Below are 16,053 nucleotides of genomic sequence, written 5' to 3' on the forward strand. Positions count from 1 at the left end.
CGTCCGCGACTGCGGGTCCGTGGGGGCGGGCCGCGCCGTTCCTCGCGGCCCTGCGGGGCGCTTAGCGTTGCCCCGTGTCCTACTTCGATGTCGCCTCCTCCGCTCCCCTGCACCCCGTGGCCCGGCAGGCCCTGCAGGCCTCGCTCGACGAGGGGTGGGCCGATCCCGCACGGCTCTATCGCGAGGGGCGGCGGGCCAGGCTGCTGCTCGACGCCGCGCGGGAGGCCGCAGCGGAGGCCGTGGGGTGCCGCCCCGACGAGCTCTCCTTCACCTCTTCGGGTACGCGGGCGGTGCACTCCGGAATGGCCGGGGCCCTCGCGGGGCGTCGGCGTGTCGGGCGCCATCTGGTGGTGTCGGCGGTCGAACACTCTTCGGTGCTCCATGCGGCGGCGGCGCTCGAAGCCGACGGCGGGGCGGTGTCGGAGATCCCCGTGGGCCGGTCGGGGGCGGTGTCCACGGATGCGTACACCGCCGGTCTGCGCCCCGACACGGCGCTCGCCTGCCTGCAGTCCGCCAACCACGAGGTGGGCACGGAGCAGCCGGTGGCCGAGGTCGCGTCGGCGTGTCGGGCCGCCGGGGTGCCGCTCCTGGTGGACGCCGCGCAGTCGCTGCCGTGGGGCCCGGTGGGCGGGGAGTGGTCGCTGCTCACCGCCAGTGCCCACAAGTGGGGCGGGCCCGCGGGCGTGGGGCTGCTGGTGGTCCGCAAGGGGGTGCGGTTCGCCCCGCAAGGTCCCGCCGACGAGCGGGAGTCGGGGCGCGCCCCCGGCTCCGAGAACATCCCGGCGGTGGTCGCCGCCGCGGCCTCGCTGCGTGCCGTGCAGGCCGAGGCCGCCGAGGAGGGCGCACGGCTGCGGGAGTTGACCGAGCGGATCAGGGCGCGGGTGCCGGGTCTGGTGCCTGACGTGGAGGTGGTGGGCGATCCGGAGCGGCGCCTGCCCCACCTGGTGACCTTCTCGTGTCTCTATGTCGACGGGGAGACGGTGCTGCACGAGCTGGACCGGGCGGGCTTCTCGGTGTCGTCCGGCTCGTCCTGCACCAGCTCGACGCTGACCCCGAGCCATGTCCTGAAGGCGATGGGCGTGCTGAGCGAGGGCAACGTCCGGGTGTCACTCCCACGGGGGACCCAGGAAGCGGACGTCGAGCGTTTTCTGGGGGTTCTGCCGGGCGTGGTGGCCGGCGTACGGGAGCAACTGGGCGCACCGGTGGCCTCGGCCCCGCGTGCGGAGTCCGGCTCGCTCGTGGTCGACGCGCTCGGCAAGCGCTGCCCGCTCCCCGTCATCGAGCTGGCGAAGGTCATCGGGGACGTGCCGGTGGGCGGCACGGTCACGGTCCTCGCCGACGACGAGGCCGCGCGGCTCGACATCCCGGCGTGGTGCGAGATGCGGGGACAGGAGTACGTGGGCGAGGAGCCGGCGGACCACGGCAGTGCCTATGTGGTCCGCCGGAGCTCCTGACCGGGCCGGGCGGGGTCAGGCCGGGCGGGGTCAGACCAGGCGGGCCTGGACCTCGGACGCCGCCTCATCGCCGTACGCCTTGGTGAAGCGGTCCATGAAGTCGCTGCGGTGCAGCTCGTACTCCTGGGTGCCGACGTTCTCGATGACCAGGGTGGCGAGCATGCAGCCGAGCTGCGCCGAGCGCTCCAGGGACACGCCCCAGGACAGGCCCGAGAGGAAGCCCGCGCGGAACCCGTCGCCGACACCGGTGGGCTCGACCTTCGCCTTCTCCTCGGGGACGCCGACCTCGATCGGGTCCTGGCCCGCGGCCTCGATGCGCACGCCGTTGGGGCCGAGGGTGGTCACGCGGTGGCCGACCCGGGAGAGGATCTCGGCGTCGGTCCAGCCGGTCTTGGACTCGATGAGCCCCTTCTCGTACTCGTTCGAGAAGAGGTACGTCGAGCCGTCCAGGAGGGTACGGATCTCCTCGCCGTCCATGCGCGCGATCTGCTGGGAGAAGTCCGCGGCGAAGGGGATCCCGCGCGTCCGGCACTCCTCGGTGTGGCGCATCATCGCCTCGGGGTCGTCCGCGCCGATGAGGACCAGGTCGAGGCCGCCCACGCGGTCGGCCACGGTCTTCAGTTCGATGAGGCGGGCCTCGCTCATCGCGCCCGTGTAGAACGAGCCGATCTGGTTGTGGTCGGCGTCCGTGGTGCACACGAAGCGTGCCGTGTGCAGCGTCTCGGAGATACGGACCGACGCCGTGTCCACGCCGTGCCGGTCGAGCCAGGCGCGGTACTCGCCGAAGTCCGAGCCCGCGGCTCCGACCAGGATCGGGTCCGTGCCGAGCTGGCCCATTCCGAAGCAGATGTTGGCGGCGACACCTCCCCTGCGTACGTCCAGGGCGTCGACCAGGAACGAGAGAGAAACCGTGTGCAGCTGATCCGCGACCAGTTGGTCGGCGAAGCGGCCGGGGAAGGTCATCAGGTGGTCGGTGGCGATGGAGCCGGTGACTGCGATACGCACGACGGCATGCTCCTGTGGAGGAGAGGCGGGGGTTGACACTTCACGCTACCGGGTCGGTGCACCCCCGCTGAAGAGGCCAAACTACCCGTTAGTAGGTCTTTTTTCGCGAGGTGTGCGATGCGTACGGTGCGGTTATGGCCGTTATCTCGAAGCATGTCGTGAACGCCCGTCCCGTCGAGCTGCCCGCCGAGTCCCTGGAGACCTTGCGTGGCGACTGCGCCCGCATGGCCCCGCACTGGGTGGCCCCGGCGGCCGCCGCGACCGCCCCGGTGTCGCCCGCGCTGATCCATGGCGTCAGCGTTCCGTCCGCCTCCGCGCGGCTGATCGACGGCATGTCCGAGTACGGCGACTGAGCCAGGGGCGTCGGCGCGCGCCGAGGGAACCGCGCGCTCCCCCGCTGCGTCCCACCGCTGTCCCCCGTAAAGGGGACGCGGAATACGAACGAGGCCCGCCCATGGGCCTCCAGGGACAGCAGTGCAGTCGAAGGAGCGATGCGGTGAGCACCGAGCGACCCGTTCATGACGCGGCCGAGCAGCATCGGCGGCGTTCCCGCCTTGCCGTCGCGTCGGTGGCGGCCACGGTGCTGCTCGTCGGTGGCGGCGGCGCCTATTTCGCCGCGACCGCCTCAGGCGGCAGCGACGGCAACGGCAGTTCTCCCGCCGCCGACGGCGGCACGCCCCCACCCCTGGCCCTCGACGGCCACACGGACGGCGACCGGCGGGAAGGCGGCACCGGCGACACCAGCGGCATCGCCCCCGGCGAGCCCGATCCGAACGGCGCCGCCTACCGCGCCGAGGGCAAGCTGCCCGGCGGCCCCGACGAGGCAGCCGTGTACCACGCGCGGGGCACCGTAAGCCAGGACCAGGTCACCGAGCTGGCCAAGGCCCTCGGCGTCACGGGCAAGCCCACGTCACAGGACGGCGCCTGGAAGATCGGCCCCACGAAGGACGGTTCCGGCCCCTCGCTCCAGGTGAGCAAGCAGGCGCCCGGCACCTGGACGTTCACGAAGTACGCCACCGGCGGCAGCGACAACTGCGAGAAGGGCAAGCCCTGTTCGGAGGCCTCGGGGCCGTCCGCCGCGCCGAACGGCGAGGGTGACGCGGTCGGCGAGAGCGCGGCGAAGAAGGCCGCGGCGCCGGTCCTGAAGGCCGTGGGCCAGGACGACGCGAAGCTGGACGCGGGTCAACTCATGGGCGGCGTACGGGTGGTGAACGCCGACCCGAAGGTGGGCGGCCTGCCGACGTACGGCTGGTCGACCGGTATCCAGGTCGGCTCGGACGGCCAAGTGGTCGGCGGCAGCGGCCAGTTGAAGGCGCCGGAGAAGGGCGCCACGTACCCGGTGATCAGCGCCGAGAAGACCCTGGACCAGCTCAACGCGTCGAGCGACGGCGGCGGCCGGGTCGGCATCGGCGGCTGCGCGTCGGCGGTGCCGAACCCCGCGGGCGACACCGCGGACAGCTCGGAGGGTGAAGGACCCGCGGTCGAGAAGGGGACGAAGGCGCCGTGCGAGGAGCCTTCCTCCGCGCCTCCGAAGCCGCAGCCGGTCACGGTGAAGGGCGCCACCTTCGGGCTCGCGGTGCAGTTCGTGGACGGGCGCCAGGCGCTGGTGCCCTCCTGGCTGTTCGACGTGAAGCCGCAGGGCGCGCAGGACACCTTCACGGTGACGCACACGGCGGTGGAGCCGAAGTTCCTCACCTCGCCGAGCACTCCGCCCGCCACCCCGGCGCCCACCGAGGAGCCGGACGCGGGCAAGCAGGACCCGACCGCGCGCGTCGAGTCCTACCGCGCGGACGGCAAGTCCCTGACGGTGCGCTTTTGGGGCGGCGTCTGCAGCGACTACTCGCTTTCGGCCGACGAGAGCAAGAGCAGCGTGCGCGTGGAGGTCACGGAGACCCACAAGAAGGGCGAGGTCTGCGTGATGATGGCCAAGGAGATCACCAAGACCGTGACCCTCGACCAGCCGCTCGGCGAGCGCAAGGTCGTGGACGCTAAGGGCGGCGGGACGGTGCCGCGCAAGTAGCAGCACCGCGGACACACTCGAAGGCGGCCCCCGAAACGCTTCGGGGGCCGCCTTCGTACGTGCGAACTCAGCTCAGTACGGACTCAGCTCGGTACGTACCGGTCTAGCTGAACGAGTCGCCGCAGGCGCAGGAGCCCGTGGCGTTCGGGTTGTCGATCGTGAAGCCCTGCTTCTCGATGGTGTCGACGAAGTCGATGGAAGCGCCGCCCAGGTACGGAGCGCTCATCCGGTCGGTGACGACCTTCACGCCGTCGAAGTCCTTGATCACGTCGCCGTCGAGCGAGCGCTCGTCGAAGAACAGCTGGTAGCGAAGGCCGGAGCAGCCGCCGGGCTGAACGGCGACGCGCAGCGCCAGGTCGTCCCGGCCCTCCTGCTCCAGAAGGCCCTTGACCTTGGCCGCGGCGGCGTCGGACAGGAGGATGCCGTCGCTCACGGTGGTGGTCTCGTCCGATACGGACATCTGCTTCTCTCCCGGGTTGTACGGAGACTGCTTGCCGACGGTTGCAACCGGCGGGGCCGCGGATTCATTCCGGGCCGAGTGCATGTGTCTCTCGACTGTCTCTCGGCTGTCTGTCCCTTCATGCTCGCACATGCCGCCCGGCGGGGCACCGACCCGTCGGAGGCGAACGCGTCACATCGACACTATGGGCATCGTCAAACTGACGTGAAGCGGTTATGATAGATAACGTCAATTAGACGAGAAGGCTCCCGGTGCAAGCACCGGCTCCACCGGAGCGGCTGCCGCCGCGCTCATCACATTCAGAAAGGGTGCGTGTCGTGACCACCGCCCAGTCCCCCGTGGACCTCGTGGAACTCGATGTTCAGCCCACACCGCTCGCTCTGCTGCTGCTCGGCCGCGAGGCGGACCCCAAGAGCGAGCGCGGCGTGGAGTGCCCCGGCGATCTGCCGTCGCCCTCCGACCCCGACCTGGTGGAACGCGCCCGCGCCGCCAAGGAGAAGCTCGGCGACAAGGTCTTCGTGCTCGGCCACCACTACCAGCGCGACGAGGTCATCCAGTTCGCGGATGTCACCGGCGACTCCTTCAAGCTGGCCAAGGACGCGGCCGCCAGGCCGGAGGCGGAGTACATCGTCTTCTGCGGCGTGCACTTCATGGCCGAGTCCGCGGACATCCTGACCACCGACGACCAGAAGGTCGTCCTGCCGGACCTGGCCGCCGGCTGCTCGATGGCCGACATGGCCACCGCCGAGCAGGTCGCGGAGTGCTGGGACGTGCTGGCCGAGGCCGGGATATCCGAGCAGGTCGTGCCCGTCTCGTACATGAACTCCTCGGCCGACATCAAGGCCTTCACCGGCAAGCACGGCGGGACGATCTGCACCTCGTCCAACGCCAAGCGGGCCCTGGAGTGGGCCTTCGAGCAGGGCGAGAAGATCCTCTTCCTGCCCGACCAGCACCTCGGCCGGAACACCGCGGTCCGCGACATGGGCCTCTCGCTCGACGACTGCGTGCTCTACAACCCGCACAAGCCGAACGGCGGCCTGACGCCTCAGCAGCTGCGTGACGCGAAGATGATCCTGTGGCGCGGGCACTGCTCGGTGCACGGGCGCTTCTCGCTGGAGTCCGTGGAGGACGTGCGCGCGCGGATTCCCGGCGTGAACGTCCTGGTGCACCCCGAGTGCAAGAACGAGGTCGTGGCCGCGGCGGACTACGTGGGCTCCACGGAGCACATCATCCAGACCCTGGAGGCGGCCCCCGCCGGTTCCAAGTGGGCCATCGGGACCGAGCTGAACCTCGTACGCCGCCTGGCGAACCGTTTCGCCGCCGAGGACAAGGAGATCGTCTTCCTCGACAAGACGGTCTGCTTCTGCTCGACCATGAACCGGATCGACCTGCCGCACCTGGTCTGGGCCCTGGAGTCCCTGGCCGAGGGCAAGCTGGTCAACCAGATCGAGGTCGACCGCGAGACCGAGCAGTTCGCGAAGCTGGCGCTGGAGCGGATGCTGGCGTTGCCGTAGGCCTGATGGTTCTCACGCGGTAAGGGGCACCCGGCATTGCCGGGTGCCCCTTACCGCGTTCAGCGCTCCTTGCGGGTGGCGTCAGATCTTCGCGGGCTCCTGGTCCCCGGAGTCCGCGGCCGCCTGCGGCGGGACGCCTGCCTTCTTGGCGCGCTTCGCCTCGCGCTTCGTGCGCCTCTTCTCCTTGCGGAGTTCCACCATCGCGTACAGCGTCGGGACGAGGAGGAGGGTCAGGAGCGTCGACGTGATCAGGCCGCCGATGACGACCACCGCGAGCGGCTGGGCGATGAAGCCGCCCTCGCCCGTGATGCCGAGGGCCATCGGGAGCAGGGCGAAGATGGTCGCCAGGGCCGTCATCAGGATCGGGCGGAGCCGGTGACGGCCGCCCTCGATGACCGCCTCGACCACGCCGTGACCCTGCCCGCGGTACTGGTTGATCAGGTCGATCAGGACGATCGCGTTCGTCACCACGATGCCGATCAGCATCAGCATGCCGATCATCGCCGGGACACCCATCGGGGTGTCGGTGGCGATCAGCAGGCCGATGGCGCCCGTGGCCGCGAACGGGATCGAGACCAGCAGGATCAGCGGCTGCACGAGCGAGCGGAACGTCGCCACGAGCAGCATGAAGACGATCGCGATCGCCGCGAGCATCGCGAGGCCGAGCGAGGCGAACGCCTCGTCCTGGTCCTCGGAGACGCCGCCGATGGACGCCGTGGCGCCGTCCGGCAGCTTCAGCGCGTCGAGCTTCTTGGTGAGGTCGGCGCTGACGGCGCCGGTGTTCTCGCCGGTCGGCTTGGCGGTGATCGTCGCGGCGCGGGCGCCGTCGATACGGGTCATGGAGACCGGTCCTTCGACCAGCTTGACGTCGGCGATGTCACCGAGCTTCGCGGGGCCGAGGTTCAGCTTGCGCAGCTCGGCGACCGTCTTCGCGGGCCGCGCAGACTTCACCACGATGTCGCGCTCGGTGTCGTCCAGGATCGCCTTGCCGCTCTTGGTGCCGCGGACCGACTGGGCGACGGCCTGGCCGAGGGTGGTGTCGTTGAACCCGGCCGCGGCGGCCTTCGAGTTCGCCTTGACCGAGATCCGCGGGATGCTCTGCGACAGGTCGCTCTGCACGTCCGTGACGTCGTCGAGCTTCGCGACCTCGTCACGCACCTCGTCGGAGGCCTTGCGCAGGACGTCGCCGTCGGCGGCCTTGACGACCACGCTCAGATCCTGGCTGCCGAAGCCGTCACCGGCCGCGATGGACGTCTGGCCGATGCCGGAGAGCTTGCCGAGCTCCTCCTCGACCTTGTCCTGCGTCGCGTCGTACGAGGACTTGTCCTTGAGCGTCAGGGTGTACGAGGCCTGGTTGGTGTCCGTGGAGCCGCCGAAGGCCGCCATGAAACCGGAACTGCCGACCGTGACCTGGTAGTCCTTGATCTCGTCGAGACCGTCCAGCATCTTCTCGACCTTCTTGGCCGAGGCGTCGGACGCCGCCAGGCTGGTGCCCGGCTTCAACTCCTGCTTGATGGTCAGGACTTCCTGCTCGCCCTGGTCGAAGAAGTTGGTCTTCAGGAGCGGTGCCATGCCGAACGTGCCCACGAGGACCACGACCGCGATGACGAGGCTGGTGAAGCGGCGCCGGGTGGCGAAGCGGAGCACCGGGACGTAGAAGCGCTGCAGCCTGCTCTTCGCCTCCTTCTCCTCTGCCTTGCGGCGGGCCTCCTCCGGGTCGGCGCCGCGGACGTCCTTGGGGGGACGCAGGAACCAGTACGAGAGGACGGGCACGACCGTCAGCGAGACGAGCAGGGAGGCCAGGAGCGCCGCCGTGACCGTCAGCGAGAAGGAGCCGAAGAGCTCGCCCACCATGCCGCCGACCAGGCCGATCGGCAGGAACACCGCGACGGTCGTCAGGGTCGAGGACGTCACGGCGCCCGCGACCTCCTTGACCGCCTTGATGATCGCGTCCTCGCGCTCCTCGCCGTATCCGAGGTGACGTTTGATGTTCTCCAGGACCACGATCGAGTCGTCGACGACGCGGCCGATGGCGATGGTCAGCGCGCCGAGCGTGAGCATGTTGAGGGAGAGGTCCCGCGTCCACAGCACGATCAGGGCGAGGACGACCGAGAGCGGGATGGAGACCGCGGTGACCAGCGTCGAGCGGATCGACGCCAGGAACACCAGGATGACGAGGACCGCGAAGACCAGGCCGAGCGCGCCCTCGGTGGTGAGGCCGTCGATGGACTTGGAGACCGCCGGGCCCTGGTCGCTGGCGACCGTCAGGTCGGAGCCCGCGCCCAGATCCTTGCGCAGGTCGGGCAGCTTGTCCTTGACCGCGTCGGAGATGGCGACGGCGCTGCCGTCCTGGTCCATCGTGATCGCGAGGGCGAGGCTGGGCTCGCCGTTGGTCCGCGTGATGGAGGTGGCCTCGGAAGGCGTCTGCTTCACCGTGGCGACATCACTGAGGCGCACCGGCTTGCCCGGCCGCTCCCCCGGCGCCGCCTCGGGGGTGACCATCAGGTTCTGGATCTGCTTCAGGGAGGTGTAGCCGCCGCCGACCTGGACGGTGCGGTTCTTGCCGCCCTCGTCGAAGGAGCCCGCGGGCAGCGTGGCGCCGCCGGCCTGGAGGCCCTGGCCGAGCGCGGCCGGGGTCAGGCCCGCCTTCGCCAGCTTCTTGTCGTCGGGGGTGACGTCGACCTGGATGTCACGCACGCCGTCGACGGTCACCTGGGCTACGCCGTCGATGTCCTTGAGGGAGGGCACGACGGTGCGGTCGAGCTGGTCGGAGAGCGCCTGCTGGTCCTTGTCGGAGGTGACGGAGAGGACCACGGTCGGGATGTCGTCCGTGGAGCCCGCGATGACCTGCGGGTCCACGTCGTCGGGGAGCTGGGCCCCGGCGCGGTTCACGGCCTGCTGGACGTCGGCGACGAGCTGCTTGGAGCCGCTGCCGTAGTCGAACTGGGCCATGATCACGGCGTTGCCCTCGCTCGCCGTGGAGGTGATGCCGGTGATGCCGTCGACCGCGTCGATCGAGGACTCGAGAGGTTCGACGACCTGCTTTTCCACCACATCGGGGGACGCGCCCTGATACGGGGCCAGGACGGACACCATCGGCAGTTCGATGGAGGGCAGCAGCTGCTGCTTGAGCTGAGGGATCGCGATCGCGCCGAAGACGAGGGCGATGATCGATATCAGCCCGACAAGGGCCCGTTGGGCGAGGCTGAACCGGGACAGCCAGGACATGGTGGTCTCTCTCTGTGGCGTACTGCGCAGGAACGGGCACCGGCAGGGCCGGTGCCCCCTACACGATCTGCCATGTCCGGAGCAGGAATCGTCACTCCGAGGACCCGTTCTTATGCGGCGCATACTGCGAGTGCAGTACGTCGCGCCCGCAATCACTCCACCCTTGGACGTACCAGGCCCGATTCGTAGGCAATGACGACGAGTTGCGCCCGGTCGCGGGCGCCCAGCTTCGCCATCGCACGGTTCACGTGCGTCTTCACGGTGAGCGGGCTGACCTCGAGGCGTTCGGCGATCTCGTCGTTCGAGTGACCGCCCGCGACCTGTACGAGCACCTCGCGCTCACGCCCGGTGAGCGCGTCGAGCCGCTCGCCGCGCACCCCGCCCTCTCCGTCCGAACTGCCGCCCTGCGCAAGGAACTTGGCGATCAGGCCTTTCGTCGCCACCGGGGAGAGCAGGGCGTCACCGGCGGCCGCGATCCGGATCGCGCCGAGCAGTTCGTCCGGCTCCGCGCCCTTCCCGAGGAAGCCGGAGGCACCGGCGCGCAGCGACTGCACCACGTATTCGTCGACCTCGAAGGTCGTCAGCATGACCACGCGTACGTGGGCCAGCTCGGGGTCGGCGCTGATCAGCCGGGTGGCGGCGAGGCCGTCCGTGCCGGGCATGCGGATGTCCATCAGGACCACGTCCGCTGCCTCGGATCTGGCGAGCTCGACGGCCTCCGCGCCGTCCGATGCCTCGGCGACGACCTCCATGTCGGGCTCGGAGTCGACGAGTACCTTGAACGCGCTGCGCAGCAAGGCCTGGTCGTCGGCGAGCAGCACCCGGATCGTCACGCGGTCCCTCCCTCTGCCGGGCTGACCGGCGTTGCCGTGACCGGCAGGATCGCATGGACGCGGAAGCCGCCGCCGTAGCGGGGTCCCGCGGTGCAGCGGCCGTTCAGGGCGCTGACGCGCTCGCGCATGCCGAGGAGGCCGTGCCCGCCGCCGTCGCTCTCGCCGGCTGGTTCCTTCTTCTCGCCCCCGCCGTCGTCCAGGATCGTGACCTCGGCGTTCGGTCCCACGCGGATGACGCTGACCTCGGCCTTGGCCCCCACCCCCGCGTGCTTCTGCACGTTCGTGAGGGCTTCCTGGATGATGCGGTAAGCGGCCAGGTCGACCCCGGCGGGCAGGTCGGCCACGGTGTCGTCGCAGGTCACCTCGACGGGCAGGCCCGCGTGCCGGAAGGTCTCGACGAGGTCGTCGAGGCGGGCCAGGCCAGGGGCCGGCTCGGTGGGCGCCTCGGGGTCACCGGTCTGCCGCAACAGGCCGACGGTGGCGCGCAGTTCGTTGAGCGCGGAGCGGCTGGCGTCGCGTACGTGGGAGAGGGCTTCCTTGGCCTGGTCCGGCCGCTTGTCCATGACGTGGGCGGCGACTCCCGCCTGGACGTTCACGAGGGCGATGTGGTGGGCGACCACGTCGTGCAGATCGCGGGCGATGCGCAGCCGCTCCTCGGCGACGCGGCGCCGGGCCTCCTCCTCGCGGGTGCGTTCGGCGCGTTCGGCGCGCTCGCGTATGGCGTCGACGAAGGCGCGGCGGCTGCGGACGGCGTCACCGGCGGCCGCGGCCATGCCGGTCCAGGCGAAGATGCCGAGGTTCTCCTGGGCGTACCAGGGCAGCGGGCCCGCCAGCATCGCCACCGCGGTGAGCCCGGTCATGGTGATCAGGCCGACGCGCCAGGTGGTGGGGCGGTTGGTGGTGGCGGCGACGGTGTAGAGGGCGATGACCGCGCTCATGACGACGCTGCCGCGGAATTCGCCGGTGGCCAGGTCGACGACGGTGAAGGTGCAGGTCGCCGCGAGCACGATCCAGGGGGCCCGGCGGCGGAAGATCAGCGCGGAGGCGCCGAGCAGCATCAGGACGAGGCTGAGGATGCCCGGGGTGCGGGTGCCCCAGGTGGGGCCGCCGTCATGGCCGTACGGCTCGACGAAGGAACCGATGACCATGCACACGAGGACGGCTGCCGCGAGGGTTCCGTCCACAGCCAGGGGGTGCGCCTTGGCCCAGCAGCGGCCTCGCACGAGAGTGGTCACGCCTCAAACCGTACGGGGCCCTGCGGGCTGCTGGGACCCGTCTTGCCGCTTGCCCCTGCGGGGCGTTGCGGCTGAGCCCTGGCTGAGCCGCGTCCGGCCGGTTGTCCTGTCCCGGCGCTTCGCGCCGGATTCTTCCCGCCCACCCACTCGATTACCCCGCATCCAGTTCTCCGGCTCACCTGGCACCCGCTGTGGAATGGGCGGGTGAGTGGGAGACATCCGCCGCGAAGCGGCGGTCTAGCCCGGGATCAAGCCGTCGTCGCCGAGCATCGTCCGGACCTCGTCCAGCGTCGCGTCCGGCGCGGGGAGGATCAGCTCGGAGGGTTCGAGGGCGTCGTCCGGGAGGGGTTCGCCCAGCTCCCGGACCTTGTCCAGCAAAGCACCCAGCGTCCGGCGGAAGCCGGACTCGTCGCCGCTCTCCATCTCGGAGAGCAGGTCGTCGTCCAGCTTGTTCAGTTCGGTGAAGTGGCTGTCGGCCAGCTTCACCTGCCCCTCCCCCATGATCCGTACGATCATGTCGCCCTCCTCGGACGTGAGCGGTGAACTACTGCTTGTCGAAGCGCGGAGTGTCCTGCGGCTGCTGGGTCTGGGGCTGGCCCTGACCCGGCTCGATGGCCTGCTTCGGCGACGCCGACGAGCCACCCGCCAGTTCCGCCTTCATCCGCTGCAGTTCCAGCTCTACATCAGTACCACCGGAGAGGCGATCCAGCTCGGACTGGATGTCGTCCTTGGCGAGCCCGGAGGAGTCGTCGAGAGCACCGGAGGCGAGCAGTTCGTCGATCGCGCCCGCCCGCGCCTGGAGCTGCGCGGTCTTGTCCTCGGCGCGCTGGATCGCCATGCCGACGTCGCCCATCTCCTCGGAGATGCCCGAGAAGGCCTCGCCGATCCGGGTCTGCGCCTGGGCGGCGGTGTACGTGGCCTTGATCGTCTCCTTCTTCGTGCGGAAGGCGTCGACCTTGGCCTGCAGGCGCTGGGCCGCGAGGGTGAGCTTCTCCTCCTCGCCCTGGAGTGTCTGGTGCTGCGTCTCCAGGTCGGTCACCTGCTGCTGCAGGGCCGCACGGCGCGAGAGCGCCTCGCGGGCAAGATCCTCACGGCCGAGGGCGAGGGCCTTGCGGCCCTGGTCCTCAAGGGTCGAGGACTGCTTCTGGAGCTGGGTCAGCTGCAGTTCGAGGCGCTTGCGCGAGGTCGCCACGTCGGCGACACCACGGCGCACCTTCTGGAGCAGCTCGAGCTGCTTCTGGTACGAGTAATCGAGGGTTTCGCGCGGGTCCTCGGCCCGGTCAAGGGCCTTGTTCGCCTTCGCGCGGAAGATCATCCCCATACGCTTCATGACACCGCTCATGGGCTTCGCGCGCCCCCTTCTGACGGACTTCCAGCTCCAGGTACTGCTCAGAACCCACAGTACGGGCCCTGCATCCATTACCGCACTGTTCGCGTGCGGATGCGCTCATCCCCAAGGACGACTGTGTCCGGCCGGGCTCAGGCGTAGGGAGTAGGTGCACCCCCGGTAAGCGCCCGAAAACCGCTTGTAAACCACACGGAACGTCCCCTTAGCCACACAATCAAGACGCCCGGTGTTGCCGGATCGTTCCCCGTGGGGCTGGGGTCCACACGTCCGCACCCCGTACCCTTGGGTTTTGTGTTCCGTAGCCGATCCAAGGACGAGAAGGCCCCGGTAGCCAAGGCCCCGGTGACCGACTCCCAGCAGCCCCGTGACCCGCAGGCCCCCAAGGGCCGCCCCACGCCCAAGCGCAGTGAGGCCCAGACCCAGCGCCGCAGCGTGGCCAACACGCCTGTGACGCGCAAGGAGGCGGCCAAGCGGCAGCGCAATGAACGCCGCGTCCAGATGGACAAGCAGCGTCAGGCGCTCGCCAGCGGTGACGAGCGCTATCTGCCCGCCCGCGACAAGGGCCCCGTGCGCAAGTTCGCGCGTGACTTCGTCGACTCGCGGTTCTGCATCGCCGAGTTCTTCCTGCCGCTGGCCGTGATCATCCTCGTACTGAGCATGGTCCGGATCCCGCAGCTGCAGAACATCGCGCTGCTCCTCTGGCTCTTCGTGATCGTCCTGATCATCGTGGACTCGGTGACGACCGCGGTCCGTCTGAAGAAGCGCCTGAACGAGCGCTTCCCGAGCGAGAGCAAGAAGGGCGCGGTCGCCTACGCCCTGATGCGTACGCTCCAGATGCGCCGGCTGCGTCTGCCGAAGCCGCAGGTCAAGCGCGGAGAGCGGCCCTGAGCGGATTCGCCGGCGGGGCCACCGCGTGGCTGGAGAAGCTGGGCGGCCTGCGTAACGCCGTACGCCAGGAGCTGGTGACCCGACAGCTCGACGAGCAGATAGCCGGGCGCTTCCCCGTGGGGCAGCGGCTCCGGGTGCTCGACGTGGGCATGGGCCAGGGCACGCAGGCCCTGCGGCTCGCCCGCGCCGGGCACAAGGTGACCGGCGTCGAGCAGGATCCGGCGATGGTGGCCGCGGCGCGTGCCGCGCTCGCCGCCGAGCCCGAGGGGATCCAGGGCCGGGTGCGGATCGTCGAGGGCGACGGCCGCGAGACCGGGGTGCATTTCCTGCCGGGCAGCTTCGACGTCGTGCTGTGCCACGGCGTCCTGATGTACGTCGAGGAGCCGGACGCGCTGCTCGCGGGCCTGGCCCGGATGCTGGCCCCCGGCGGGCTGCTCTCCCTTCTCGTGCGGAACGCGGACGCGCTGGCCATGCGGCCGGGGCTCGCCGGGGACTGGGCGGGGGCGATGGCCGCCTTCGACTCCACCGTGTACCGCAATCGGCTCGGCCTGGAGGCGCGGGCCGATCGGCTCGACGCCGTCTCCGCTTCGCTCGCGGGGATCGCGGCGCCGCTGCATGCCTGGTACGGGGTGCGGGTCTTCACCGACGGCGCGGCGGATGACGCCGTACCGCCGCAGGACGCGGAACTGGCGGCGCTGCTTGCCGCCGAGGAGCGGGCCGGGCGGACCGACCCCTATCGCCGGGTCGCGGCTCTGTTGCACGTCTGCGGTGTGCGGGACTGACTGAACCGTCGCTTCGCGGCGGATGTTTCCGCCCCACCCACCCGAATACCCCGCAGCGGATTGGGTGGGTTGGGGCCGAATGCTCCCGGCGGCGGGCTGGAACAGGCCGATGCCCCCTGATCGGCGGTCTATTTCAGGGCGGCGCATCGGGGCCGACGTGACACTCGGGGCATGACTGCCTCGCGTATCCGTGCCATCACCGTGTCCGCCTCCCTTGCCTCCGCGCTCCTCGTCGCCGGCTGCTCGAGCGCCGGTTCCGGGGACTCCGGTGAGTCCACCACTCAGGCCGCTCCCATGGCGGAGAGCGATCTGCAGGGCGCCTACCAGCAGGTGATCGAGGACGTCCTGCCGTCGGTCGTCCAGATCGACGCCTCCGACAGCCTCGGCTCCGGTGTCGTCTACGACGACAAGGGCCACGTCGTCACCAACGCCCATGTCGTGGGCAAGGAGGAGACCTTCAAGGTCACGACGGCCACCGGGGAGCAGGCCCTCACCGCGAAGCTCGTCGCCACCTACCCGGAGCAGGACCTCGCCGTCATCAAGCTCGACGACCCGCCGCGCAAGCTCAAGCCCGCGAAGTTCGCGGACTCCACGAAGGCCAAGGTCGGGCAGATCGTGCTGGCCATGGGCTCCCCGCTCGGCCTGTCGTCCAGCGTCACGCAGGGCATCATCTCCGCCACCGGACGAACCGTGAGCGAGCCCCGTACGGAGGGCACGGCCGGGGCCACCATCGCGAACATGGTGCAGACGTCCGCCGCGATCAACCCGGGCAACAGCGGCGGCGCCCTGGTCACCCTCGACAGCGAGGTCATCGGCATCCCGACGCTCGCCGCGACCGACCCGCAGATGGGCGACAGCGCGGCGCCGGGGATCGGGTTCGCGATCCCGTCGGCGATGGTGAAGACCATCGCCGACCAGATCATCAAGGACGGCAAGGTCACCGACTCGGGCCGGGCCGCGCTCGGCATCACCGGGCGCACGGTCCTCGGCGACGACTACAGGCCCGCGGGCGTCGCCGTCGTCGACGCCCAGAAGAACGGCGGGGCGGCCGAGGCCGGCCTGGAGAACGGCGACATCATCACCAAGCTCGGCGACTCCGAGATCACCACGATCACCTCGCTCTCCGAGGCGCTCGCCGGGGAGAAGCCGGGCGACAAGGCGCAGGTGACGTACGTACGGGACGGCTCCGAGAAGACCGCCGACGTCACGCTGGGCGAGATGTAGGACGCGTGAGGGGGCGCCCGCTCGAAGCGGGCGCCCCCGCACGTTCGGGCGTCACTCACCCC

The 16,053-nt window shown here is 70.3% G+C and carries 14 protein-coding genes; 7 read left to right on the forward strand and 7 right to left on the reverse strand.

Annotation, left to right across the window (positions count from 1 at the left end; all coding sequences use genetic code 11):
• Positions 1-74: 74 nt before the first annotated feature.
• Entirely contained in the window at positions 75-1,454 is a 1,380-nt protein-coding gene (locus ACWGIH_RS31675) for an aminotransferase class V-fold PLP-dependent enzyme (RefSeq protein WP_453450549.1), read from the forward strand.
• Positions 1,455-1,484: 30 nt separating this feature from the next.
• On the opposite strand, the gene ACWGIH_RS31680 is transcribed toward ACWGIH_RS31675, so the two are convergent.
• On the reverse strand, positions 1,485-2,459 hold the full coding sequence (locus tag ACWGIH_RS31680) for a carbohydrate kinase family protein (RefSeq protein WP_453450550.1): 975 nt from the start codon (positions 2,457-2,459) through the stop codon (positions 1,485-1,487).
• 134 nt (positions 2,460-2,593) lie between these two features.
• On the opposite strand from ACWGIH_RS31680, the gene ACWGIH_RS31685 reads away from it, so the two are divergent.
• Complete coding sequence (locus tag ACWGIH_RS31685) at positions 2,594-2,812, forward strand: hypothetical protein (RefSeq protein ID WP_453450551.1); 219 nt, start codon at positions 2,594-2,596, stop codon at positions 2,810-2,812.
• A 143-nt stretch (positions 2,813-2,955) separates the two neighbouring features.
• Complete coding sequence (locus ACWGIH_RS31690; protein ID WP_453450552.1) at positions 2,956-4,479, forward strand: hypothetical protein; 1,524 nt, start codon at positions 2,956-2,958, stop codon at positions 4,477-4,479.
• Positions 4,480-4,582: 103 nt separating this feature from the next.
• Here ACWGIH_RS31690 and ACWGIH_RS31695 read toward each other — a convergent pair whose 3' ends face one another.
• Complete coding sequence (locus ACWGIH_RS31695) at positions 4,583-4,939, reverse strand: HesB/IscA family protein (RefSeq protein ID WP_365822849.1); 357 nt, start codon at positions 4,937-4,939, stop codon at positions 4,583-4,585.
• Between the two features lie 308 nt (positions 4,940-5,247).
• Here ACWGIH_RS31695 and nadA point away from each other — a divergent pair, with 308 nt between their 5' ends.
• Complete coding sequence (nadA, locus tag ACWGIH_RS31700) at positions 5,248-6,453, forward strand: quinolinate synthase NadA (RefSeq protein WP_453450553.1); 1,206 nt, start codon at positions 5,248-5,250, stop codon at positions 6,451-6,453.
• Between the two features lie 81 nt (positions 6,454-6,534).
• On the opposite strand, the gene ACWGIH_RS31705 is transcribed toward nadA, so the two are convergent.
• From ACWGIH_RS31705 to ACWGIH_RS31725, 5 genes are all read right to left on the reverse strand, one after another.
• Positions 6,535-9,681 carry an efflux RND transporter permease subunit gene (locus ACWGIH_RS31705; protein WP_453452644.1) on the reverse strand — a complete coding sequence of 1,049 codons (3,147 nt, stop codon included), beginning with the start codon at positions 9,679-9,681 and terminating at the stop codon, positions 6,535-6,537.
• Positions 9,682-9,833: 152 nt separating this feature from the next.
• On the reverse strand, positions 9,834-10,514 hold the full coding sequence (locus tag ACWGIH_RS31710) for a response regulator (RefSeq protein WP_453452646.1): 681 nt from the start codon (positions 10,512-10,514) through the stop codon (positions 9,834-9,836).
• A complete protein-coding gene (locus ACWGIH_RS31715; protein WP_453452648.1) occupies positions 10,511-11,749 on the reverse strand; it encodes a sensor histidine kinase in 1,239 nt (412 codons plus the stop codon). The genes ACWGIH_RS31710 and ACWGIH_RS31715 overlap by 4 nt, the downstream gene beginning before the upstream one ends.
• A gap of 237 nt (positions 11,750-11,986) precedes the next feature.
• The gene (gene pspAA, locus ACWGIH_RS31720; protein WP_453452650.1) at positions 11,987-12,265 is read right to left on the reverse strand and encodes a PspA-associated protein PspAA; all 279 of its coding nucleotides are present in this window, start codon (positions 12,263-12,265) and stop codon (positions 11,987-11,989) included.
• A 28-nt stretch (positions 12,266-12,293) separates the two neighbouring features.
• The gene (locus ACWGIH_RS31725; RefSeq protein ID WP_453452652.1) at positions 12,294-13,091 is read right to left on the reverse strand and encodes a PspA/IM30 family protein; all 798 of its coding nucleotides are present in this window, start codon (positions 13,089-13,091) and stop codon (positions 12,294-12,296) included.
• Between the two features lie 219 nt (positions 13,092-13,310).
• Between ACWGIH_RS31725 and ACWGIH_RS31730 the strand changes: the two genes are divergently transcribed.
• The 3 genes from ACWGIH_RS31730 (at position 13,311) to ACWGIH_RS31740 (ending at position 15,991) form a co-directional block, all read left to right on the forward strand.
• Positions 13,311-13,985 carry a DUF3043 domain-containing protein gene (locus ACWGIH_RS31730; protein ID WP_363208686.1) on the forward strand — a complete coding sequence of 225 codons (675 nt, stop codon included), beginning with the start codon at positions 13,311-13,313 and terminating at the stop codon, positions 13,983-13,985.
• A gap of 74 nt (positions 13,986-14,059) precedes the next feature.
• Positions 14,060-14,767 carry a class I SAM-dependent methyltransferase gene (locus tag ACWGIH_RS31735; RefSeq protein WP_453452653.1) on the forward strand — a complete coding sequence of 236 codons (708 nt, stop codon included), beginning with the start codon at positions 14,060-14,062 and terminating at the stop codon, positions 14,765-14,767.
• A 171-nt stretch (positions 14,768-14,938) separates the two neighbouring features.
• Positions 14,939-15,991 (forward strand): S1C family serine protease, encoded by a 1,053-nt coding sequence (locus tag ACWGIH_RS31740; protein WP_453452655.1) that lies wholly within the window; start codon positions 14,939-14,941, stop codon positions 15,989-15,991.
• Positions 15,992-16,053 lie beyond the last annotated feature (62 nt).

It is taken from the genome of Streptomyces sp. NPDC054872 (genome assembly GCF_053610705.1).

Coding starts and splice junctions, on each gene's coding strand:
- ACWGIH_RS31740 (WP_453452655.1), top strand. CDS start 14,939: ATGACTGCCTCGCGTATCCGTGCCATCACCGTGTCCGCCTCCCTTGCC.
- ACWGIH_RS31705 (WP_453452644.1), bottom strand. CDS start 9,681: ATGTCCTGGCTGTCCCGGTTCAGCCTCGCCCAACGGGCCCTTGTCGGG.
- ACWGIH_RS31685 (WP_453450551.1), top strand. CDS start 2,594: ATGGCCGTTATCTCGAAGCATGTCGTGAACGCCCGTCCCGTCGAGCTG.
- ACWGIH_RS31695 (WP_365822849.1), bottom strand. CDS start 4,939: ATGTCCGTATCGGACGAGACCACCACCGTGAGCGACGGCATCCTCCTG.
- pspAA (WP_453452650.1), bottom strand. CDS start 12,265: ATGATCGTACGGATCATGGGGGAGGGGCAGGTGAAGCTGGCCGACAGC.
- ACWGIH_RS31725 (WP_453452652.1), bottom strand. CDS start 13,091: ATGAGCGGTGTCATGAAGCGTATGGGGATGATCTTCCGCGCGAAGGCG.